Source organism: Pseudomonas sp. PA-1-6B (genome assembly GCF_021609545.1).
GTDB lineage: Bacteria > Pseudomonadota > Gammaproteobacteria > Pseudomonadales > Pseudomonadaceae > Aquipseudomonas > Aquipseudomonas fluorescens_BV.
This window is the reverse complement of record NZ_WJZM01000011.1, coordinates 91,914-114,032: the sequence shown is the minus strand read 5'-3', so window position 1 is coordinate 114,032 and position 22,119 is coordinate 91,914. Positions and strand designations below refer to the sequence as shown.

At 61.6% G+C, this 22,119-nt stretch carries 13 protein-coding genes and 2 riboswitches; of the genes, 6 read left to right on the top strand and 7 right to left on the bottom strand.

Features of this window, described 5'->3' with window-relative positions:
• Nucleotides 1-242: 242 nt before the first annotated feature.
• From GIV35_RS08380 to cobW, 4 genes are read right to left on the bottom strand one after another with little or no spacing between them, the layout of a single operon-like run.
• On the bottom strand, nt 243-845 hold the full coding sequence (locus tag GIV35_RS08380) for a vWA domain-containing protein (RefSeq protein ID WP_105227036.1): 603 nt from the start codon (nt 843-845) through the stop codon (nt 243-245).
• 53 nt (nt 846-898) lie between these two features.
• Nucleotides 899-1,903: an ATP-binding protein gene (locus tag GIV35_RS08375; RefSeq protein ID WP_105227037.1), complete on the bottom strand. Its 1,005-nt coding sequence runs from the start codon at nt 1,901-1,903 to the stop codon at nt 899-901.
• The gene (cobN, locus tag GIV35_RS08370; protein WP_236304421.1) at nt 1,903-5,664 is read right to left on the bottom strand and encodes a cobaltochelatase subunit CobN; all 3,762 of its coding nucleotides are present in this window, start codon (nt 5,662-5,664) and stop codon (nt 1,903-1,905) included. The genes GIV35_RS08375 and cobN overlap by 1 nt, the downstream gene beginning before the upstream one ends.
• 2 nt (nt 5,665-5,666) lie before the next feature.
• On the bottom strand, nt 5,667-6,728 hold the full coding sequence (gene cobW, locus GIV35_RS08365) for a cobalamin biosynthesis protein CobW (protein ID WP_236265296.1): 1,062 nt from the start codon (nt 6,726-6,728) through the stop codon (nt 5,667-5,669).
• A 93-nt stretch (nt 6,729-6,821) separates the two neighbouring features.
• Nucleotides 6,822-7,021: riboswitch (cobalamin riboswitch) on the bottom strand.
• Between the two features lie 41 nt (nt 7,022-7,062).
• Nucleotides 7,063-7,275, top strand: a riboswitch (cobalamin riboswitch).
• A 97-nt stretch (nt 7,276-7,372) separates the two neighbouring features.
• Here cobW and GIV35_RS08360 point away from each other — a divergent pair.
• The 4 genes from GIV35_RS08360 to cobM all read left to right on the top strand — a co-directional run bounded on the left by GIV35_RS08360 (nt 7,373) and on the right by cobM (nt 9,483).
• On the top strand, nt 7,373-7,561 hold the full coding sequence (locus GIV35_RS08360; protein WP_003190735.1) for a CbtB domain-containing protein: 189 nt from the start codon (nt 7,373-7,375) through the stop codon (nt 7,559-7,561).
• A gap of 11 nt (nt 7,562-7,572) precedes the next feature.
• A complete protein-coding gene (locus GIV35_RS08355; protein ID WP_223024524.1) occupies nt 7,573-8,277 on the top strand; it encodes a CbtA family protein in 705 nt (234 codons plus the stop codon).
• Complete coding sequence (locus tag GIV35_RS08350; RefSeq protein WP_105227041.1) at nt 8,274-8,666, top strand: cobalamin biosynthesis protein; 393 nt, start codon at nt 8,274-8,276, stop codon at nt 8,664-8,666. The genes GIV35_RS08355 and GIV35_RS08350 overlap by 4 nt, the downstream gene beginning before the upstream one ends.
• Before the next feature lie 70 nt (nt 8,667-8,736).
• Nucleotides 8,737-9,483 carry a precorrin-4 C(11)-methyltransferase gene (cobM, locus tag GIV35_RS08345; RefSeq protein ID WP_236265297.1) on the top strand — a complete coding sequence of 249 codons (747 nt, stop codon included), beginning with the start codon at nt 8,737-8,739 and terminating at the stop codon, nt 9,481-9,483.
• Between the two features lie 118 nt (nt 9,484-9,601).
• Here cobM and nfuA read toward each other — a convergent pair whose 3' ends face one another.
• Nucleotides 9,602-10,186 (bottom strand): Fe-S biogenesis protein NfuA, encoded by a 585-nt coding sequence (nfuA, locus tag GIV35_RS08340; protein WP_003190728.1) that lies wholly within the window; start codon nt 10,184-10,186, stop codon nt 9,602-9,604.
• 214 nt (nt 10,187-10,400) lie between these two features.
• Here nfuA and GIV35_RS08335 point away from each other — a divergent pair, with 214 nt between their 5' ends.
• On the top strand, nt 10,401-14,753 hold the full coding sequence (locus GIV35_RS08335; protein ID WP_236485860.1) for an SET domain-containing protein: 4,353 nt from the start codon (nt 10,401-10,403) through the stop codon (nt 14,751-14,753).
• Between the two features lie 17 nt (nt 14,754-14,770).
• Here GIV35_RS08335 and GIV35_RS08330 read toward each other — a convergent pair whose 3' ends face one another.
• Nucleotides 14,771-15,793 carry an acyltransferase family protein gene (locus GIV35_RS08330; RefSeq protein ID WP_105227044.1) on the bottom strand — a complete coding sequence of 341 codons (1,023 nt, stop codon included), beginning with the start codon at nt 15,791-15,793 and terminating at the stop codon, nt 14,771-14,773.
• A gap of 82 nt (nt 15,794-15,875) precedes the next feature.
• A complete protein-coding gene (locus GIV35_RS08325) occupies nt 15,876-18,167 on the bottom strand; it encodes a fatty acid cis/trans isomerase (RefSeq protein WP_236265300.1) in 2,292 nt (763 codons plus the stop codon).
• A 167-nt stretch (nt 18,168-18,334) separates the two neighbouring features.
• Here GIV35_RS08325 and metH point away from each other — a divergent pair, with 167 nt between their 5' ends.
• Nucleotides 18,335-22,045, top strand: a complete 3,711-nt coding sequence (metH, locus tag GIV35_RS08320) for a methionine synthase (RefSeq protein WP_236304425.1) — start codon at nt 18,335-18,337, stop codon at nt 22,043-22,045.
• Nucleotides 22,046-22,119 lie beyond the last annotated feature (74 nt).

The following is a 22,119-nucleotide window of genomic DNA, read 5'->3' as shown; positions in this document are numbered from 1 at the left end:
AGCTGGCTTGCCTGCGATGGCGACAGCCCAGGCGCTACAGCTTATTGATGTGCTGATAATCCAACTGAAGCCACACCGTTTGACGCGCCGCCTATCCCTGTGGGAGCTGGCTTGCCTGCGATGGCGACAGCCCAGGCGCTACAGCTTATTGATGTGCTGATAATCCAACTGAAGCCACACCGTTTGACGCGCCGCCTATCCCTGTGGGAGCTGGCTTGCCTGCGATGGCGATAGCCCAGGCGCTACAGCTTATCGATGTGCTGATACTCCAACTGCAACCCCACCGCCAATGCCTCAGCCCGCCCCAACCTGATCGGCCCACGCTCGATGTCAATCAACATGCCTGGGCACTCCAATCGCGGCAGCGCGCCAATCGCCTTGAGCCGCCCATCGGTCACCACCAGCAACTTCTGTTGCTCGGCGGGATAGCGCTTGCGCCGTGCCGCCAACCAATGCCCCGACTCGGTCAGCGCAGCCAGCAGCGGCGTGCCCCCGCCTGCCCCTAACTGCCCCAACCAGTCGACCAAGCCTTTCGCCGCCTTCAAGCCTTGTACCTGCCACTTCGGCGATTGCCCGCTGGCCGTCAATAACGCCATGCGCGCCCGTTGCCGATAAGCGTCGTCAAACAGCTGGGCCAACAACCCCTTGGCATCGGTCAACGCCCGATGGCGCCGCGTGGATGCCGAGGCATCGACTATCACCAACCACAGTTCGGGAGCCGACCGGCTACGCAGGTGGAACAGCAGGTCCTCACGGCATTGCGGCCGCCCATCCAGCAACGTGCCCGGCCAATTGATCGCCCCGCGCTGTGCGCTGCGGGCCTTGCCCTGCCGGCCGGTGTTCAATCGCCCCGCCTGGGGCCGGGCATCCGCCCCCGCGTCAGGTCGGGGGCGGATGCCTAGGGCTTTTTTGGCCAGGTGGGTACATCGCGGCGTGCGCCCGTGGGCAAGCCAGGTGCGGGCATATCGCCCCACTGGCCTTGGCCAGGCGAGGTGTCAGAGGGTGACGATGACGGCCCGTCATCCGGCTGGGGCGGCGCGCCTATCGGCGCTTGCTGCTGACGTCGATGGCGCAAGGCGAACTCCGCCACCGCGTCGATATCTTCCTGCTCGATAGCGACGGCGCCACGCCACGCCGCATGGGCACGGGCGCCACGCAACCAGACCAGGTCGGCACGCAGGCCGTCGACCCCAGCGGCAAAGCAGCGCTCGGTGATGCGGGCCAACGCCTGGTCATCCAGGGCGATACTGTCTAGCCGTGCCCGTGCCAGGGTGCAGCGTTCGCGCAAGGCAGCTTGCGCTGGCGCCCACTGCGCGCAGAACGCCGCCGGGTCGGTGTCGAAATCCAGGCGACGTCGGATGATCTGCCCACGCTCGGCGGGCAAGGTCTGCCCGCTCAAGGCCACGTTGAAGCCGAAGCGGTCGAGCAACTGCGGGCGCAGCTCGCCCTCCTCCGGGTTCATAGTGCCGATCAGTACAAAGCGCGCCGCATGGCGATGGGAAATCCCGTCGCGTTCGATCAAGTTGGTGCCGCTGGCGGCTACGTCCAGCAGCAGGTCCACCAAGTGGTCGGCCAGCAGGTTGACTTCATCCACGTACAACACCCCACCGTCAGCCTTCGCCAACACACCCGGGGAGAATTGCGCGCGGCCTTCGCCCAGCGCGGCATCCAGGTCCAGGGTGCCGACCAGGCGCTCTTCGGTCGCGCCCAGGGGCAAGGTTACAAACTGCCCGCTGGCCAACAGGTCTGCCAGCCCACGGGCCAGAGTCGACTTGGCCATGCCCCGTGGCCCTTCGATCAGCACGCCGCCGACCTTCGGGTCGATGGCGGCCAGGCACAGCGCGAGCTTCAAGTCATCAGCGCCGACCACCGCGGACAGTGGGAAATGCGGAGTATCAGTCATCAGCTGTCTTCTTCTATGTCCAGCAACAGGTTTTCCAAGGCTTCGCGGTACGCCCCCGGGGCCTGCCACAAGCCACGTTGCTGGGCTTCGAGCATGCGCTCGGTCATGTCGCGCAGGGCATCGGGGTTGTGCTGTTGCACAAAGGCACGGGTGTCAGGGTCCAGCAGGTAGGCATCGGCGAGCAAGGCGTATTGGTGATCGTCAATCAGCGCGGTGGTAGCGTCGAAGGCGAACAGGTTGTCCACGGTCGCGGCCATTTCAAACGCGCCTTTATAGCCATGGCGCTTCACGCCCTCGATCCACTTGGGGTTGGCCGCACGGGAACGGATCACCCGGTTGAGCTCTTCCTTCAAGGTGCGGATTTTCGGCACGTCCGGCTGGCTGTGGTCGCCATGGTAGCTGGCGGCCTTTTCGCCGCTCAGGGTTTCCACGGCGGCCAGCATGCCGCCCTGGAATTGGTAGTAGTCGTTGGAGTCGAGCAAGTCGTGCTCGCGATTGTCCTGGTTCTGCAACACCGCCTGCACCTGGCTCAAACGCTGGGCAAATTGCTCGCGGGCCGCAGTGCCTTCGTCAGCCCCCCCGTAGGCGTAGCCACCCCAGTTCAGGTAGACCTCGGCCAAGTCCTCGCGGCTCTGCCACAAGCGCCCGTCAATCGCGCCCTGCACGCCCGCGCCATAGGCACCCGGTTTGGCGCCGAAAATGCGCCAGCCGGCCTGCTTGGCCGCGGCACCTTCATCCAGGCCCGCCTCAAGCAATGCCTGGCGTTCACTGCGCACTTTGGCAGCCAGCGGGTTCATGTCGTCGGGTTCATCCAGGGCCGCCACCGCTTGCACCGCCGCATCGAACAGGCGGATCAGGTTGGCAAACGCATCGCGGAAAAACCCGGACACGCGCAGGGTCACGTCCACCCGCGGGCGGTCCAATAAGCTGATCGGCAGGATCTCGAAATCGTCCACCCGCTGGCTGCCAGTGGCCCATACCGGGCGCACGCCCATCAGTGCCATGGCCTGGGCGATATCGTCACCGCCGGTGCGCATGGTCGCGGTGCCCCATACCGACAGGCCGAGCTGGCGCAGGTGGTCGCCATGGTCTTGCAGGTGCCGTTCAAGAATCAGGTTGGCCGACTGGAAACCGAGACGCCACGCCGTGGTGGTTGGCAGGTTGCGTACGTCCACGGTAAAGAAGTTACGCCCCGTAGGCAGCACATCCAGCCGACCGCGACTCGGCGCACCGCTGGGCCCTGCCGGGACAAAGCGCCCACTCAAGGCATCGAGCAAGCCGCGCATCTCCGCGGGGCCGCAGGCATCCAGGCGTGGCGCGACGACAATGCGCAGGCTTTCGATCACCGACTTCACTTCCTGCCAGCCGGGCTCTTCCAACTGTTCGATGGGGCCTTCCAATGCCTGCTCGATCAAGCGCGCCGCGTACAATTCCAGACGCTCACGGGTATCCCCGGCCGTACGCCACAGCTGATCGTCAATCTTCTGCAACACCAACGGGCGCCGCCCCGTCCAGGGCTCGGCCAGTGCACAATCGAGCGGATCAAACCCCAGGTCGAATGCCTTGGCCAACACACGCAGCAGGCTCGACTGCGGGCCCCGGCCATCGCCACGGGGAATGCGCAACAGCGCCAGCAAGGTGTCGATACGCAAACGGCCCTCGGGCGACTCGCCAAAGATATGCAGGCCATCGCGGATCTGCGATTCCTTCAAGTCGCACAGGTAGGTATCCAGGCGCGGCAGCCACACCGCCGCGTCCGCCTCACTGCCCAGTTCAAGCTCCTGGTCGATACGGGTTTCGCGCACCAGCTTGAGGATGTCTTTTTGCAGCTCCAGCGCACGGCGCGGGTCGAGCAATTGCGCCTCGTAATATTCGTCGGCCAATAACTCAAGGTCACGCAGCGGGCCGTAGGTTTCGGCGCGGGTCAGCGGCGGCATCAGGTGGTCGATGATCACGGCCTGGGTGCGCCGCTTGGCCTGGGCGCCCTCACCCGGGTCGTTGACGATAAACGGGTAGACATTCGGCAGCGGCCCCAGCAATGCATCCGGCCAGCAGTGCTCCGACAGGCCCACGCCTTTGCCGGGCAGCCACTCCAGGTTGCCGTGCTTGCCCACATGGATCACGCCGTGGGCGCCGTAGGTATGGCGTAGCCAGAAATAGAACGCCAGGTAGCCATGGGGCGGCACCAGGTCCGGGTCGTGGTACACCGCGCTGGCATCTACCTGGTAACCCCGGGCCGGCTGGATGCCGACGAAGGTCAGGCCCAAGCGCAGGCCGGCGATCATCATGCGGCCATCGCGGCACATCGGATCGTTTTGCGGGGCGCCCCAACGCGCCAGCACGGCCTGACGATTGGACGCTGGCAAGCGATCAAACATCGCCTGGTATTCCACAAGGCCCAGGCTTTGATGGCAGGGGCGCAGGTCGAGGCTGTCGAGGTCGTTGGTGACGCCGCCGAGCAGTTCGTGGATCAGCGCGGTGCCGCTGTCGGGCAGCCGCTCCGCCACCGGGTAGCCCTCGGTTTGCAAGGCGCGCAGGATATTCAGCGCTGCCGCCGGGGTGTCCAGGCCCACGCCGTTACCGATGCGACCGTCGCGGGTCGGGTAGTTGGCGAGGATCAACGCAATCCTTTTCTGGGCATTGGGCACCCGCGCCAACTCGACCCAACGGCGTGCCAGCTCAGCGACAAAATCCATGCGTTCGGGCGCTGCGCGGTAGCACACCACGTCCGACTGGCTGCGCTCGCTGCGCCAGGCCAGGTCCTTGAAACTGATCGGCCGGCTGATGATGCGCCCGTCCAACTCCGGCAAGGCAATGTGCATCGCCAGGTCGCGGGGCCCCAGGCCTTGTTCGCTGGCCTGCCAGCCGGGTTGGTTGTCCTGGGCGCAGATCGCCTGGATCACCGGGATATTACGGCGAAACGGGCGCAAATGCGGCGCTTCCGGGCTCGATTGGGCAAAGCCGGTGGTGTTCAGAATTACCGCGGCTTGCACGTCATCCAGCAGGTCCTCGACCACCGAGAGGCAGCCGGGTTCTTTCAAACTGGCCACCGCGACAGGCAACGGGTTGAGACCCGCCGCCTGTAAGCGCTGGCAGAACACATCAATAAAACCGGTATTGGCCGCCTGTAAATGGGAGCGATAGAACAGCACCGCAGCCACGGGCCAATCGGCGTGCCAATCGGCCTGCCAGTCATTGAGGCGGGCATTGGCGGAGTGCGGGTGATAGATCGCCGTGCGCGGCAGCGCTTGCGGCTCGGCCCAGGCATAGTCGCAGCCCAGATGGGCACTGGCCAGGCAATGGTAAAAATCCAGGGCATTGCCCAGGCCACCTTGGCGCAGGAAGTGCCACAGGCGCTCGCGGTGTTCGGCAGCAACGGTGCTCAGGCCACTGAGTTCCGGGTCCGGGCGGTCGTCACCCGGCACCAGGATCAGGGTGACACCGCGTTCGGCCAACTCCACCAGGCGCTCGATGCCGTAGCGCCAATACCCGATACCGCCGTGCAATGACAGCAGGATGACCTTGGCGTGGCGCAATACCTCGTCCACGTACAGGTCGACCGAGGCATGGTTCTGCACTTGCATCGGGTTGGCCAGGCGCAGGCTGGGGTAATCCTCGGGCAATTGCTGGGCGGCTTCGGCGAGCAGCGCCAGGCTGGAATCGCCGCTGCACAGGATCACCAGTTCAGCGGGGGTCTGGCCAAGGTCGGCAATATTGTCGTCCGCGACGAAACCACCGGGTTGGGTCCTGAGCAGGTGCATGGTTAAACGCTGAGGGCAGCGCGCAATTGCGCTTCGAGGCCGGCGGCGTCCAGTTCCTGGCCGATCAGCACCAGGCGCGTGGTGCGTGCTTCGTCAGCGCCCCAGGCACGGTCGAAGTGTTTGTCAAAGCGCGTGCCCACGCCCTGAATCAGCAGGCGCATCGGTTTGTTGGGGATCGCGGCGAACCCTTTCACCCGCAGGATGCCGTGCTGCACCACCAATTGGGTCAGGGCGTCGAGCAGCAGCGCCTCATCGGCTTGGGGCAAGTCGATGGAGATAGAGTCGAAGGCATCGTGATCGTGGTCGTCTTCACCCTCGTGGTGATGGTCGTGATGGCTGTGACGCCCGTCGATATGCTCCTCGGAACCGGCGCCCAGGCCGATCAGCACGTCCAGGGGCAGGCGACCGCTGCTGGCTTCGATGATCTTCACCGCGGGCGGCAGTTCTTCGGCGACTTCCAGGCGCACGCGGGCCAGGTCTTCGGCGCTGATCAGGTCGCTTTTGTTGAGGATCACCAGGTCGGCGCTGGCCAGTTGGTCGGCGAACAGTTCGTGCAAGGGTGATTCGTGGTCCAGGTTAGGGTCGAGTTTGCGCTGGGCGTCGACCTGGTCCGGGAAGGCGGCAAAGGTACCGGCGGCCACGGCTGGGCTGTCGACTACGGTGATCACCGCGTCAACGGTGCAGGCGCTGCGGATTTCCGGCCACTGGAAGGCTTGCACCAACGGCTTGGGCAGGGCCAGGCCCGAGGTTTCGATGAGGATATGGTCCAGGTCACCGCTACGGGCGACCAGTTCGCGCATCACCGGGAAGAACTCTTCCTGCACGGTGCAGCACAGGCAACCGTTGGCCAGCTCGTAGACGCGGCCATTGGCTTCTTCTTCGGTGCAACCGATAGAACACTGCTTGAGGATTTCACCGTCGATGCCCAGCTCGCCGAACTCGTTGACGATCACCGCAATGCGACGGCCTTGGGCGTTGTCGAGCATATGGCGCAACAGCGTGGTTTTGCCCGAGCCAAGGAAGCCGGTAACGATGGTGACGGGAAGTTTGGCCAGTGTTTTCATCGGATGCCCTTTGGGGCGGGCATACGGGACGACAGGCCCTGCGGCGGCGCGCAGCAGCGGATTTCGTCACCGGATCACCCCGCCCGGTTGAATTGGAAAATCGGTTGCGAGGCAGGTCTCCTGGCTTGGGGTGTGCAGGTCTTGCGACCAACGCTGACTGCGCCTTCCCGCCCTATCGGCAGTGGCGTGGCAGTCAACTGAACCCTTCACAGTTGCGGGGGCAGCCGCGGCTTGAACCGCGTTCCCTTCTTAGCTTCGGCCTGGGCCGAAGAACCTCGAAGGTGCAAGGCTACAGGGGCTTGCAGCATTTGACTACCGTCCCGGCCCATGCTCTCCTACACGCCTTGTTTCGGGTGCCCTTCACAGGGTGAAACGGGAAACCGGTGCGTCATAGACCTATGACCAGTCCGGTGCTGCCCCCGCAACGGTAAGCGAGCGAAGCGTCACGGCCACTGTGCTTTTGCATGGGAAGGCGATGCTTTCAGGAGGACTCTTTCCAGAGCCGCCCCTCGCAAGCCCGGAGACCGGCCCGAAAAATTCAGATAACAAACCCGCGGTGGGCGGGCGCTGTTCAGAACCCTGCGTGCCTGGCGCGTGGGGTTTTCATGCGCTCGTTTCACCCTGACACCTGAAAGGGACGCGCCATGTCGATCATCAGCAGCACTTCGCACACCGCCACTAGCACCGCCACCCTCAGCCAACGCCTGACCGCCGCCATCGGTGCGTCGATCCTCGGTGCGTGCCTGGTGTATTTCGCCGGGTTCTCGCATATTGAGGCGGTGCACAACGCCGCCCACGATACCCGCCACAGCGCCGCGTTCCCGTGCCATTGAGAGCTGCCGACATGATCAAGCGTATTGCGCAAACCGCAGGGTTCACTGGGCTTTTGGCTGCCTTGCTGCTGACCCTGCTGCAAAGTTTCTGGGTGGCACCGCTGATTCTGCAGGCGGAAAGCTTTGAAAAAGCCCCGCCAGCCGCTGAAGTGGTGCACGAGCACGCCGCTGGCGCTGCTGCCCACAGCCACGATGCCCAAGCCTGGGAGCCGGAAGATGGCTGGCAGCGTGTGTTGTCCACCACTGGAGGCAACCTGGTGGTGGCCGTAGGCTTTGCACTGATGCTCGCCGGCCTCTACACGCTACGTGCGCCGACCCGCACCGCCCAAGGCCTGCTCTGGGGCCTGGCCGGCTACGCGACCTTTGTACTGGCACCCACCCTGGGCCTGCCGCCGGAACTGCCGGGCACTGCGGCGGCTGACCTGACACTGCGTCAGACCTGGTGGATCGGCACCGCAGCCGCCACCGCTGCAGGCCTGGCGCTGATCGTGTTCGGCCGCAACTGGCTGTTGAAAGGCCTTGGGCTGGCGATCCTTGCCGTACCCCACGTCATCGGCGCGCCGCAACCTGAGGTACATTCGATGCTGGCCCCTGAGGCGCTCGAAGCGCAGTTCAAGATCGCCTCGCAATTGACCAACGTCGCCTTCTGGCTGGCCTTGGGCCTGATCAGCGCCTGGTTGTTCCGCCGCAACCGCGACGACCAATACTCGGCATGATCCTGGTTGTCGGTTTGGGCTGCCAGCGTGGCTGTGAGGTTCACAGCCTGCTGGCGTTGCTGGACGGAGCCCTGGCCGCGGCAGGCATTGATCGCTCACGCATAACTGCGCTGGCAAGCATTGATCGCAAGCGCGATGAACCTGGGCTGCTGGCGCTGGCCCAGCGGTTGAACCTGCCCTTGCAGTGCTTCAGCGCCGAGCAACTGGCAGGCTATGAACATCGGCTGAGCCATCGCTCAACACTGGCGTTTGCCCATACCGGCTGTTATGGGGTGGCCGAAAGCGCCGCGCTGGCCCTGGCCGAGCACCTGTCCAATGGCCCCGCGCGCCTGCTGATCACCCGCCAGAAAAGCGCACAGGCCACCCTTGCATTGGCCTGCGCAGGTTAAAATTCCGATAATTGCCGCTCTTGAGCATGAGCTGTGTTCATGCTCGCCCGTTTTTGAACAGGACTTCTCCATGACCGTCTACTTTATCGGCGCCGGCCCCGGCGACCCGGAATTGATCACCGTCAAAGGCCAGCGGCTGATCCGCAGTTGCCCGGTGATCATCTACGCCGGCTCGCTGGTGCCCGCCGCCGTACTGGAAGGTCATCAGGCGCTCCAGGTGGTCAACAGTGCCGAGCTGCACCTGGAACAGATCATCGAGTTGATCAAGACGGCCCATACCAAAGGCCAGGATGTGGCGCGGGTGCACTCCGGCGATCCCAGCCTGTATGGGGCGATTGGTGAACAAATACGCCATTTGCGTGAGCTGGGCATCCCTTTCCAGATCATTCCAGGGGTCACGGCGGTCGCGGCGTGCGCGGCCTTGCTGGAGACCGAACTGACCCTGCCGGACATTGCCCAAAGCGTGATCCTGACCCGTTACGCCGATAAAACCAGCATGCCCCGCGGTGAAGACTTCGACAGCCTGGCGCGGCATGGCACCACGATGGCGATTCATCTGGGGGTCAATCATCTGGAAAAGATCGTCGCCGAACTGCTGCCGCACTACGGCGCGGACTGCCCGATTGCCGTGGTACACCGTGCCACCTGGCCGGATCAGGATTGGGTGCTAGGTACGCTGAGCGACATTGCCGAGAAAGTCGCGGCGAAGGGGTTTCGGCGTACAGCGCTGATTGTGGTGGGCCGGGTGTTGGCCAGTGACAGTTTCAGCGAGTCGTCGCTGTACCGCGCAGGGCATACGCACCTCTATCGCCCCTGAAGCAATGTTCCCACACTTGATCTTATTTGTTAGATATACCCTATAACTTACTGAATTTAGAGAATAAAAAACGGCGCTCACGGGGCGCCGTTTTTTATGTTCGCAGTGAACACCTTACTTAGTAGTAGGCGTTTTCTTTCTGCGTGTGGTCGGTCACATCACGTACACCCTTGAGCTCCGGGATGCGTTCGAGCAGGGTGCGCTCGATACCTTCGCGCAAGGTCACGTCCGCCTGGCCGCAGCCCTGGCAACCACCGCCGAACTTCAACACGGCGATACCGTCATCCACCACGTCGATCAGGCTTACCTGGCCGCCATGACTGGCCAGCCCCGGGTTGATCTCGGTTTGCAGGTAGTAGTTGATGCGCTCATTGACCGGGCTGTCGGCATTGACGTTCGGCACCTTGGCGTTGGGGGCCTTGATGGTCAACTGGCCGCCCATACGGTCGGTGGCGTAGTCGACCACTGCGTCGTCAAGGAAGGCTTCGCTGAAGGCGTCGATATACGCGGTGAAGCTTTTGAGCCCCAGGGCGGTGTCTTCAGGCTTTTCTTCGCCGGGCTTGCAATACGCGATGCAGGTCTCTGCGTACTGGGTGCCGGGCTGGGTGATAAAGACGCGGATGCCGATACCCGGGGTGTTCTGCTTGGACAGCAGGTCAGCCAGGTAATCGTGGGCGGCGTCGGTAATGGTTATGGCAGTCATGGAAACTCCTCACAGGCTTGCCCGCAGTTTACGCCAAATTATTACGCAGGTACAAAGTCCTAGTATTTTTGTCGGGAAAGACTTGTCTCTGTTGACCTGACGCATCGTGACACCTGGCCATTTCTGCAAAAACCTGTGCCTACCTATATAGCCCCCCCGGCAAAACCCGGCTCAATAGAGTGAATCCTCTTCGACTACGGATTGTGAGGATTGAATGAATAACGCGTTGCAGAGTTTCTATTTCAAGGGTTTGCCGGAACAGCAAGCGCATCTGGACCATCTGATTGATTTCGTGACGGCACAAAGCTCGCTGACGGCATCCGCCGCCGAGGTGTACTACTCCCCGCCGCACAACAGCGAACTGCATCGCGAATGCAAGGAAGCCTTTCGTGTCTTGGCAAAGCTGGAAGCCGATGAAGACTTTCAGCAGTTCCTGCGGGAAAAGCCCGAACCAGATGCTTCCATTCTCGGCCGGGACTTTCTTTACGACCTGCTCTCCACCATGCTCAGCAGCGTGCGCGCACCGATACCCGACCCTGCCGAGACGTTCAGCATCGCCGACCATTCGGTGATCCTGCGCCATATACCCACCTATTGGTACATCGACGCCGACGTGTTGCTGGATATCAACCGGCGTGTGGGGAACGGCCTTAAAAGTGATGGCTCGGTGCGGTTTGACCTGGTGCTCAAGTATTACTCGATCATCCCGTCACAGCCCAAAACCCGCGAACAGTGGAAAGCGGTTCTCGCTGGCTTGCAGGAACACCACACCCTGAGAAAACTCGGACACGAAGGCGACCTCAGCGATTTGCAGCACTTGCTGGATGCGCCTGCCGACCAGAAAATCAAAGAGGTTATCCGCCAGATCGAAACACAAACACGTCAATCGCTGTTCCGTCATGTATTGCCCGAAACATTTACCGCCTCACAGCAGGACATGCTCACCACCACCCCCACCGTGCTGCTTGAGCAATTGCTCAATAGCCCCGATAACCTGGCGCTGGGCGAACGGATCGCCAAGGCCTTGGACTGGTATGGCAGCCAAAAGGACGAAATCTGCCCAGACCCGGTACGGGTGAAATTACTGTGGCGCGCGCTGTGGCTGACGATCATCCCCAACCCCGATTCGCCGGTGGATAACGAATTGAAGTTATTCATCTCGCCGGGGGCATCTTATAAGGCGATCCGCCAAAACCTGATCAGCCGCTATCACCACGACTTGTCGATCAGCACTGACGCAGCGCTATTGGCCGTGTGCGTGATCAAGGCCAATGTCGCCAGTGAAGTGTGGGTGGCCGATATTCCCGATGACCTGCCCTACGCTGCCACCAGTACCTGGGTCAATTTCAGAAGCGGCTTTCTGCTGGCCGAAACGATTGCACCTGGCTCATCGCGCCACATGAGTTTCGAACAATTGCTCAACCTGGCGGCGGAACACTTTCGCGCCAGTGGCGATGACATCAAACAACAGGCACTGGTCGCAGCGGCCAAATTGGGCCCCACCGTGCAATGGGCGCAGGCCAACGGCCTGATCGCCAACCGATCGTCGGGCCCCTCCCGCGACGAGCTCACCCAGGCCGTCACTGCACTGGAGCAGCATGAATCCGAGATGTTCAACGCGGTTCAGAACCTCAAACTCAAACTGCCCAGCCGTTGGCGCTTTGCCTCGGACACGGAGTACGACAAAGCCTTTCACGAAGCCCTCCAGGTGCCGAGAAACGCCTATAAGACCTTAATCCAATCATTGCTTGCCCACCTGGGCAGCGCGACTCTGAATGTGGATCAGGACGAGATCACCGTGTATTCATTAAGAGAAGCCCTGAACAAGGTGCCCATCGAATATGAAACCAAAGCCAAGACCGATGCCATTCGCTACCGGACAGGTTTTATCCTACGCATCGTCAAGCCCCGCTCGCCCTTCCATGCCATTTACATCGAGGTATTCCCCTTCGCCGGTCTGCTGCGTCGACGTAAAGACCTGCAAAGCCTACCGCTGAACGGCAAAGTGGTAGAGCTACGCGACGCCATGAGCTGGTGCAAATACCGATTGGCCACCGACGTGCCATTTGATCGCGAGGCCTACCGCGAGAACAAAGCGCCCAGACCAGGCAAAAAAGCCGAGTTGATCGTTGAACAAGTCGGCGAGACACTGCCTGCCATCGACGCAGGGCCGCGTATCCAATCGTTCGCGCCCAACACGCTGTATGCGCCGCGCAGTGAAACCCTGGCGAGCATGATTGCCCGCGAGCTGTTCTTCTGCGACGAACAGGCCCTGCTGGAAAAAACCCGTAAAGACACGCGGGAAGTGGACATCCCCGCTGAGGTACTCGAAGACTTGGCGTTCTGGGGCAAGATATTTGTGCCGTTCTGGGGCGGCATCGACGACATCGCTTCCGGCGATCCCCAGCGCATCAAATCCGGTGTCGCCAGCCTGTTCATCGACATCGTGGCTTTCGCGCTGCCGGTGGGCCGGTATGTGGCTGGCTCGACTCGCTTGCTCATCCAGGCGGGTAAAACCGGTCTGCGCCTGGCATTGCCCAAACTGGCGAAACTGACCGGAAAACTGGTGATCGCTACACTCCAGGAACTCAACCCCCTGGCCGCCCTCCCAAGCCTGCTCAGGCTCGCGCGCTTTGGTTTGCTCAAGCTGAGCCACAAACTGATGCGCCAGGCAAAACGGGGTATCGCCCAGCTGCGCGATGGGACGATCGCCGCAAGGCATATGCGCTCGGTCGACCCTGACAGCTGGAAGCCGCTGCAGGCGGGCGATCAACTGTTTACCGTGGACGGCTTCGCCAATGTCCCGATGCGTAACGTCGGCAGCCTCGACGCGCCGGATTATCGCTTGATCGATACCGCCTCCAACCAAGCCTTCGGACCGCGCTTTAGAGAACCGATCACGGTCATCAGCAACGGCAGCCCGTTGATCCGTCAGTACGCCGTTGACCCGGAGTTGATCAGAGGCCTCAAGCCCGACGCGCGCGGTATCTTCTCCCGGGCGGACTACAACCAGAAGTTCATCTGTAATGTCGATGACAAGGGCAAAATCGCGGTGTACCAGATCCGCGACAACTCCTATGGGTTCATTCAGGAGGCCGCGACAGGCGCCGACAACAGCTTTTCTATCGTGCTGGTCAATCCGAGGACCAACCGGGATTTGTCGATCACGCTGTCGTCGGTGGAACCCGGTCATTGGTATTCAGGCCCGATCAAGCTCACGGGCGGCGCGCCGGATGCGCCAAGCGTTGTAACGCCCTCAGTGCTGTTGAAATGGACCGAAGCCAGTGAAGACGCCCTGAAAAAAACCATGGACAACTTCGTCAGCACTTACAACCTGGACCCCAGCGCCTTTCGGCAGTTCGTCAACAGCCGCAACACCCTGACACCTCGGGGGCAAAAGATGCTAGACCGCGCGGGAACCGCCCGCACCAGCGTCACTTACGAGCATATGGAGCACTGGAGCAAGGCGTCCCAGCGCGAGCGCAACAGCCTCACCCTTGAGGGCTTCGCCGCCGACCATAACCTGGACCCGGTGGCCCTTGCCGAGCATGTAAACCTTGATGGCACCTATAGAGCGGCAGGCAAGGTACTGGCCAAATACGCCAGGGGTGAACAATTCGACGACCTGAAGCCCGAACACCTGCAAGAGTGGAACAAGCACTACAACGCCCCCAATTCAAGGGTGTCCATGCACGCATTTGTCGAGCAGAACAACCTCAATCCGGTTATCTGGAGCAACTACGTCAATGACAATGGCAGCATGACCCGCGCCGGTAGAGAAAGGTGGCTGTTCGGACAAAGAAGCCCGCTGGACGAGCCTGTGGCCAGGAAGCGGCCTGCGCCGCCCACCGCAAGCAGCTCAAAACGTCCGCGCCTGGAGGAAGACACCGCAACCACGCGGCGCCGATCCACTTCAATCACCGCGTCTTTTGATCATAAAATCAACAATAATGCGCCAATTCTGCAAGACCCCAACGACGTCAGGCGCAGCTTGACCCTTGAACTTGAAGGTCCGTTGCAAAACATAGAGATCACCGACGCCAACCAGTTTTTCGACGAGTTCACCGGCCTGCAACACGTAGAAGTCAAAGAGGCTGCAACCAAGAGTATCCGCGACTGGATCTCTAAAGAAGGCAACCATCATCGCAGACTCGATCGACTGCTGGAGGTCAGGAAACTGGCCGAGGGCCCGGAGCGTGGTCTGTCGGTGGTGGCCCGAACCGATATAAAACGTTTTGATGTCATTGGGCCGTACACCGGCAAGGTGCACTTGAATCAAGCCTCGCTCAATACCGAGATACTGGAAAAAGGTGAAGCGGCCGTCGGCACGTACTTATTCCAAACCCACACTCATGGCGCGACTATCAGCGGCCACGGTAACAGCAATACGCTGAGCCTGATCAATGCGGTCAAGGTGCCCAACCTGCCCGACGTCGGCATCGAAAATGTCGGTGCCTTGTATGTAGGCAAATACATGGTGTTTATAGTCGCTTGGCGGGACATCCCTGCCGGGACCGAGTTGCTGATGGACTATGGGAAAGCCTACTGGAAATACATGACGCCTTGAGCCGCCAAACGGCAGTCCTAATGCTTTTGCCTTGTGGGTAACGCATCATCAATGCCAAACCAATGTTTGAGCCTGCGATGCGTAGCCTTCTCCAAAACTTGGTAACTGGCCAAGGCGCCCAGCGCAATGACGGCGATGCACACCGGTATCATTGCATAGGGGTCTATTGCCCTGTGCTCGATGGCCCAGCGCCCAGCACACAGCACCAGTACGTGTAGCAGATAGACCGAGTAGGAGCAGTCCCCCAGCAGTTTTATCAAGCGCGAACCATGGAAGTAAGGCTCCAGCGCCACGCAACTGATCACTAACACGGCGCTGGGCACTCCCCATTCCAATACTCGGGGTACATCCGCGCCGTGGTAAATCGCTGCCAATGCCGCGACGACACCCAGCAACGCCAGCCAAGGCCTGGCTCGGCACAGACCGCGGCGGTAAAGTATGCCGATTGCCATGCCCATGAGAAATTCCAGAGCAATGTCATTACGGTAAAACCCATCGGCCAAGTCAAAGGCGGGGCCAATGACGTAGCACAGCAGATACAGCAGTACCGCCACCACCCACAGCCTATAGGCTTCACGCACCAGCAGCGCAACAGCAAACAGGCAGTAGAACAGCATCTCGAAATTCAGCGTCCAGCCCACATCCAGCAGTGGATACACGCCGTAGCCCGCCGGGTTTTGCGCGGGAATAAAGAGCATCGACAGGAGCGCATGACCCAGTTCTAGCTGAACGTCTGGGAACATCCAGGGCATGACCGTGACCAGCACAGCCAAAAGCACGGTATAGAACCAGTACGCCGGAGCAATCCTGGCCACGCGCATCAGCATGAAGCGCCAGGGCGTGAGCGCTTTATCGGCGCTCGCGAGGAAAATCACCAAGCCACTGATGACGAAGAATACGTCCACCCCGGCGCCGCCCTTTTCGACCAACAGGTCCTCGAAGGCGTTGTGGGCCTCGAAGTTGAAAAACAGCTGCATGACATGGTGACCCACCACCACCCATGCAGCCAACGCGCGCAACAACTGCACTGAAATCAGCATCGGCCTACCCCTTTCCAATCTGTAGGTAAATATCCGACTGCTTCAGCCCCACATGGAGAAATGACCGGATCAATGCACTTCGTTATAGGTTCTCATAGCGGTTCATGTCCAATACACCCTCTTCCACCGGCGTGGTTTCGCGGATGTACTGCGACAAGTCGTGGAAATACTGCCAGAACAACGGATGGCTGCGCCGCACACCCCAGCGGTCGACGATTTTCTCGAAGCTCTTGGCGTCCCTGGCCTGTTCCATCTGCGCGACAAACTCAGGCACTTGCCGGGCCGGGATATTGAACATGAAGTTCGGGTAGCTGCTGAGCACGCCAGGGTAAATGGTCACAGTGTCCAGGCCCGGCTGATAGCGATACGCCTCACCCAGCAGGAACGCCACGTTACTGTGGGCACGGTTGCGCAGCAGGCTGTAGACCTCGCGCTTGCCGCTGGCAGTTTCGATGCGCAGCATCGTGGCTTCGGGCAATTGCTCGATCACCTTGAGCCCCGCGGCCGGCCGCGAGGTCAGGCGGCTCAGCGCTTGTTCGGCATCCTGCAAGGCCGGGTCGATGCCGTCGCGGGAGCAGAACGCGCCGCTGCAGCGGTTGATCGGGTCGGGGCTGGCGTTCAGATGGCCGTAGCGGGTCAGTAATTGGTTGGCGAAGTCACGCTTGGGGGCTTTCTCGCTCAGGTGCAAACCACTGGCCTTGTCATCGTCAATCGCTTCGTAGTCCAGCCACAGCTTGAGCTTGCCGCTGTTCTGGTACCAGTCGTCCATGAAGTCTTCGCGGGTGTCGGCAGGCATCAGGCGCAGGAAGTTCTGCTCGGCGCCGTTGCGGATCAGGTCGAAATACAGGCGGGTCTGGGCCTGGTGCGAGACGTTGCCAAACACATCGAAATTCACCGCCAACTGGTAATAGGTGCGTTCCAGCAGTGGGTAGTCGAACAGCCACATCGTCTGCGGAACCTCGCCAATCAGGCCCTTGGTCACCGAGGCGCTGTCGAAATGGCGGAAAATGCTCAACAAGGCGTTGTCATTGCCCGCCCACAATGTCGACCAGCTCGGCGCAGGCAGGTCTGCATAGTTGTCACGGCGCAAGGCTTCGTACTGGTTGCGCTTGTCGCGATAGGCCAGCCACAGGCTCAGCACACTGCCCACGTCGTCATTCTGCCCAGGCATGGCCAGCAACGGCGTGGCCTGGCCGCGATAACGCGCATCGGTGATGTACAGATCGTGGTCGGGGTCCTGGAACAGTGCCCAGAAGTTATCGCGGATCACGTCCGTAGCGATCTGCCCACGGCACACCGGCCCGCGAATGAAGGTACGCACGAAGTACTCAGCGTTATCGAGCATGAATTGGTAACGCGCTTTGGCCGGGATCGCCTCGAATGTCGCGAACGGGTTGGCGCGGCTGCCGGGGCCGTAGCCTGGCAAGGCCGTGACTTGCCAGTCGCCGGCGTAGAACAATGCCTTGATCCGCGCCATCTTCGCCGCGCTGAAGGGGTAAGTGATGTGGGTTTTATGCACGATCACGCCCTGCACCGGCCACAGGCGGTAGTACACCTGGGTGCCCGGGTCGTCGTTGGGGCGACGGGTGGCGATCAGGTCAATCGGCTGGCCACTGGGCGTACGCGAACGCACCCACTGGAAGTAATGCCCCGGCTCGCCGTTCTCGAAATAGATATGCGCCAGGAACAAATGCTCGAACAGCCAGCGCGCCACCAGGCTTTCCCGGGCGCCCGGCTGGTTGAACAGGTTTTCCCACTGTTGCACTTGCAACGCTTCCCTGGCGCTCGGCGCCAGGCCCTGCTCGTCAATCGGCGCGCCGGAGGCCAGCCAGCGTTGCAAAGTCTGGTACTGCTGATCGGTCAGGCCGGTGACCGCCAACGGCATGCCTTCCTTGGGGTGAGCGCCAGCATAGGCATTGAATTCGCCGGGCGTTGCGCACATATTTTCGCGGTTGAGCCCCAGCACAATGTTGTCGGGCAGCTTGGCATTGGGCGCCAGCGGCGCGTTGTGCCCCAGCTCCAGCATGCGCGCCATCAGCGCAGCCTGGCTGCCCTGGGCGTCCAGCACCGAATAGAAGCCCTTCTGCTGCCACGCCTGCTTACCGAATGCGTCATAAAACAACCGCGTAGTTGGCGTGGCCTGGCTGCGCTCGCCGTCATACACCGGCATTTTGCTTGCCCCGCGCGCGGCGCCCTCGGCGCTGCCAAGGTTGAGCTGGCAGGCGGAGTCGTAGCAGGCGTGGCAGGCCACGCATTTCTCGGTGAAGATCGGTTGGATATCGCGGGTATAGGAAATCGCCGAAGCGGGACCCTCTGCCTGCGCAGTACTGGCTATCAAGGCCAGGACGGCGCTGACGATCAAACGAAGTGACATGTATCGGGTCCCGATTCAAGGCGTGCGGTCTGTGAAATGGCGGTGATTCTACCGGGCCATGACCGCCAGCAACATGAGCGATATTCATGCACAACCCGGACATGCTCCAAATCGGCACAGGTTTGCTATGATTCACGCCCTCCGTAATGCCTGACCAGAGTAGTCCCATGCCCGATCGTAGCGCTCGCCTGCAAGCCCTTCACCAAGCCCTCAAGGAACGTATCCTGATCCTGGACGGTGGCATGGGCACGATGATCCAGAGCTATAAGCTCGAGGAGCAGGACTACCGTGGCAAACGCTTCGCCGATTGGCCAAGCGACGTCAAGGGCAACAACGACCTGCTGGTGCTGACCCGTCCCGACGTGATTGGCGGCATCGAGAAGGCGTACCTGGACGCTGGCGCCGACATCCTTGAAACCAACACCTTCAACGCCACGCGTATCTCCATGGCCGACTACGGCATGGAAGAACTGGCCTATGAACTGAACGTGGAAGGCGCTCGCCTGGCGCGCAAGGTGGCCGACGCCAAAACCCACGAGAACCCGGCCAAACCGCGCTTCGTCGCCGGCGTGCTGGGCCCGACCAGCCGCACCTGCTCGCTGTCGCCGGACGTGAACAACCCCGGCTACCGCAACGTGACCTTCGATGAGCTGGTGGAAAACTACACCGAAGCCACCAAGGGCCTGATCGAAGGCGGCGCCGACCTGATCCTGATCGAAACCATCTTCGACACCCTCAACGCCAAGGCCGCGATTTTCGCCGTGCAAGGGGTGTTCGAGGAACTGGGCGTGGAACTGCCGATCATGATCTCCGGCACCATCACCGACGCGTCCGGCCGTACCCTGTCGGGCCAGACCACCGAAGCGTTCTGGAACTCCGTGGCGCACGCCAAGCCGATCTCGGTCGGTTTGAACTGCGCCCTCGGCGCCAGCGAACTGCGCCCCTACCTGGAGGAGTTGTCGAACAAGGCCAACACCCATGTGTCGGCGCATCCCAACGCTGGCCTGCCCAACGAATTCGGCGAGTACGACGAACTGCCATCGCAAACCGCCAAGGTCATCGAAGAGTTCGCCCAGAGCGGCTTCCTGAACATCGTCGGCGGTTGCTGCGGTACTACGCCGGGGCATATCGAAGCCATCGCCAAGGCCGTGGCCGGTTACGCGCCGCGCCCGATCCCGGACATTCCCAAGGCCTGCCGCCTGTCGGGCCTGGAGCCGTTCACCATTGACCGCAGTTCGTTGTTCGTCAACGTCGGCGAACGTACCAACATCACCGGCTCGGCCAAGTTCGCCCGCCTGATCCGCGAAGACAACTACACCGAAGCCCTCGAAGTCGCCCTGCAGCAGGTGGAAGCCGGCGCCCAGGTGATCGACATCAACATGGACGAAGGCATGCTGGATTCGAAGAAGGCCATGGTGACCTTCCTCAATCTGATCGCCGGCGAGCCGGACATCTCCCGCGTGCCGATCATGATCGACTCCTCCAAGTGGGAAGTGATCGAAGCCGGCCTCAAATGCATCCAGGGCAAGGGCATCGTCAACTCCATCAGCATGAAGGAAGGCGTGGAGCAGTTCATTCATCACGCCAAGCTGTGCAAGCGCTACGGTGCGGCCGTGGTGGTGATGGCGTTCGACGAAGCCGGCCAGGCCGACACCGAAGCGCGCAAGAAAGAAATCTGCAAACGCTCCTACGACATCCTGGTCAACGAAGTCGGCTTCCCGCCGGAAGACATCATCTTCGACCCGAACATCTTCGCGGTCGCCACCGGTATCGAGGAGCACAACAACTACGCCGTCGACTTCATCAATGCCTGTGCCTATATCCGCGACGAACTACCGTATGCGCTGACCTCCGGTGGCGTGTCCAACGTGTCGTTCTCGTTCCGCGGCAACAACCCGGTGCGCGAAGCGATCCACTCGGTGTTCCTGCTGCATGCGATCCGTGCGGGCCTGACCATGGGTATCGTCAATGCCGGCCAGTTGGAGATCTACGACCAGATCCCCGCCGAGCTGCGTGACGCCGTCGAAGACGTGGTACTCAACCGCACACCCGAAGGCACCGACGCCCTGCTCGCCATTGCCGACAAGTACAAGGGCGACGGCAGCGTCAAGGAAGCCGAGACCGAAGAGTGGCGCGGCTGGGAGGTCAACAAGCGTCTTGAACACGCGCTGGTCAAGGGCATCACCACGCACATCGTCGAAGACACCGAAGAATCGCGCCTGTCGTTCGCACGCCCGATCGAAGTGATCGAAGGCCCACTGATGTCGGGCATGAACATCGTTGGTGACCTGTTTGGCGCCGGCAAGATGTTCCTGCCCCAGGTGGTGAAATCCGCCCGGGTGATGAAACAGGCCGTGGCGCACTTGATCCCGTTCATCGAGCTGGAAAAAGGCGACAAGCCCGAAGCCAAGGGCAAGATCCTGATGGCCACGGTCAAGGGCGACGTGCATGACATCGGCAAGAACATCGTCGGCGTGGTGCTCGGCTGCAACGGCTATGACATTGTTGACCTGGGCGTGATGGTGCCGGCGGAGAAGATCCTGCAGGTGGCCAAGGAGCAGAAGTGCGACATCATCGGCCTGTCCGGCCTGATCACGCCGTCCCTGGATGAAATGGTGCATGTGGCCCGCGAAATGCAGCGCCAGGATTTCCACCTGCCGCTGATGATCGGCGGCGCCACCACCTCCAAGGCGCACACGGCGGTAAAGATCGAGCCCAAGTACAGCAATGACGCGGTGATCTACGTCACCGACGCCTCCCGCGCCGTGGGCGTGGCCACGCAGTTGCTGTCCAAGGAGCTGAAGGCCGGTTTCGTCGAGAAGACCCGCCTGGAATATATCGATGTACGTGAGCGCACCTCCAACCGCAGTGCGCGCACCGAGCGCCTGAGCTACCCGGCAGCCATCGCCAAGAAGCCGCAGTTCGACTGGAGCAGCTACACCCCGGTGGTGCCAACCTTTACCGGCGCCAGGGTGCTGGACAATATCGACCTCAACGTGCTGGCCGAGTACATCGACTGGACGCCGTTCTTCATCTCCTGGGACCTGGCCGGCAAGTTCCCGCGCATCCTCACCGATGAAGTGGTCGGCGAAGCGGCTACCGCGCTGTATGCCGATGCCCGGGAAATGCTCAAGAAGTTGATCGACGAGAAACTCATCAGCGCCCGGGCGGTGTTCGGTTTCTGGCCGACCAACCAAGTGCAGGATGACGACCTGGAAGTCTACGGCGACGACGGCCAGCCTATTGCCAGGCTGCACCACCTGCGCCAGCAGATCATCAAGACCGACGGCAAGCCGAACTTCTCCCTGGCTGACTTCGTCGCGCCCAAGGACAGCGGCGTGACCGATTACATCGGTGGGTTCATCACCACCGCCGGCATCGGTGCCGAGGAAGTGGCCAAGGCTTACCAGGACGCGGGCGATGACTACAACTCGATCATGGTCAAGGCCCTGGCTGACCGCCTGGCCGAAGCCTGCGCCGAATGGCTGCACCAGCAAGTGCGTAAAGAACACTGGGGCTACGCCAAGGACGAGCAACTGGACAACGAGGCGCTGATCAAGGAGCAATACAGCGGCATCCGCCCTGCCCCCGGCTACCCGGCGTGCCCGGATCACACCGAAAAAGCCCAACTGTTCCAACTGCTCGACCCCCAAGCCCACGAAATGCACGCCGGCCGCAGCGGCGTGTTTCTCACCGAGCACTACGCGATGTTCCCGGCGGCAGCGGTCAGTGGCTGGTACTTTGCCCACCCCCAGGCGCAGTACTTCGCCGTGGGCAAGGTCGACAAGGATCAGGTCACCAGCTACACGGCACGCAAAGGCCAGGACCTGAGCGTGACGGAGCGTTGGCTGGCGCCGAATCTGGGCTACGACAACTGAGGTAACGCTGCTACTGGCTGCGGTAACCGTTTACCGCACCTACGATGACTCAATGCGATTTCCTGTGTCGGACC

Coding starts and splice junctions, on each gene's coding strand:
- cobN (WP_236304421.1), bottom strand. CDS start 5,664: ATGCACCTGCTCAGGACCCAACCCGGTGGTTTCGTCGCGGACGACAAT.
- GIV35_RS08355 (WP_223024524.1), top strand. CDS start 7,573: ATGATCAAGCGTATTGCGCAAACCGCAGGGTTCACTGGGCTTTTGGCT.
- GIV35_RS08325 (WP_236265300.1), bottom strand. CDS start 18,167: ATGTCACTTCGTTTGATCGTCAGCGCCGTCCTGGCCTTGATAGCCAGT.
- nfuA (WP_003190728.1), bottom strand. CDS start 10,186: ATGACTGCCATAACCATTACCGACGCCGCCCACGATTACCTGGCTGAC.
- GIV35_RS08350 (WP_105227041.1), top strand. CDS start 8,274: ATGATCCTGGTTGTCGGTTTGGGCTGCCAGCGTGGCTGTGAGGTTCAC.
- cobM (WP_236265297.1), top strand. CDS start 8,737: ATGACCGTCTACTTTATCGGCGCCGGCCCCGGCGACCCGGAATTGATC.
- GIV35_RS08360 (WP_003190735.1), top strand. CDS start 7,373: ATGTCGATCATCAGCAGCACTTCGCACACCGCCACTAGCACCGCCACC.
- cobW (WP_236265296.1), bottom strand. CDS start 6,728: ATGAAAACACTGGCCAAACTTCCCGTCACCATCGTTACCGGCTTCCTT.
- GIV35_RS08375 (WP_105227037.1), bottom strand. CDS start 1,903: ATGACTGATACTCCGCATTTCCCACTGTCCGCGGTGGTCGGCGCTGAT.
- metH (WP_236304425.1), top strand. CDS start 18,335: ATGCCCGATCGTAGCGCTCGCCTGCAAGCCCTTCACCAAGCCCTCAAG.
- GIV35_RS08335 (WP_236485860.1), top strand. CDS start 10,401: ATGAATAACGCGTTGCAGAGTTTCTATTTCAAGGGTTTGCCGGAACAG.
- GIV35_RS08330 (WP_105227044.1), bottom strand. CDS start 15,793: ATGCTGATTTCAGTGCAGTTGTTGCGCGCGTTGGCTGCATGGGTGGTG.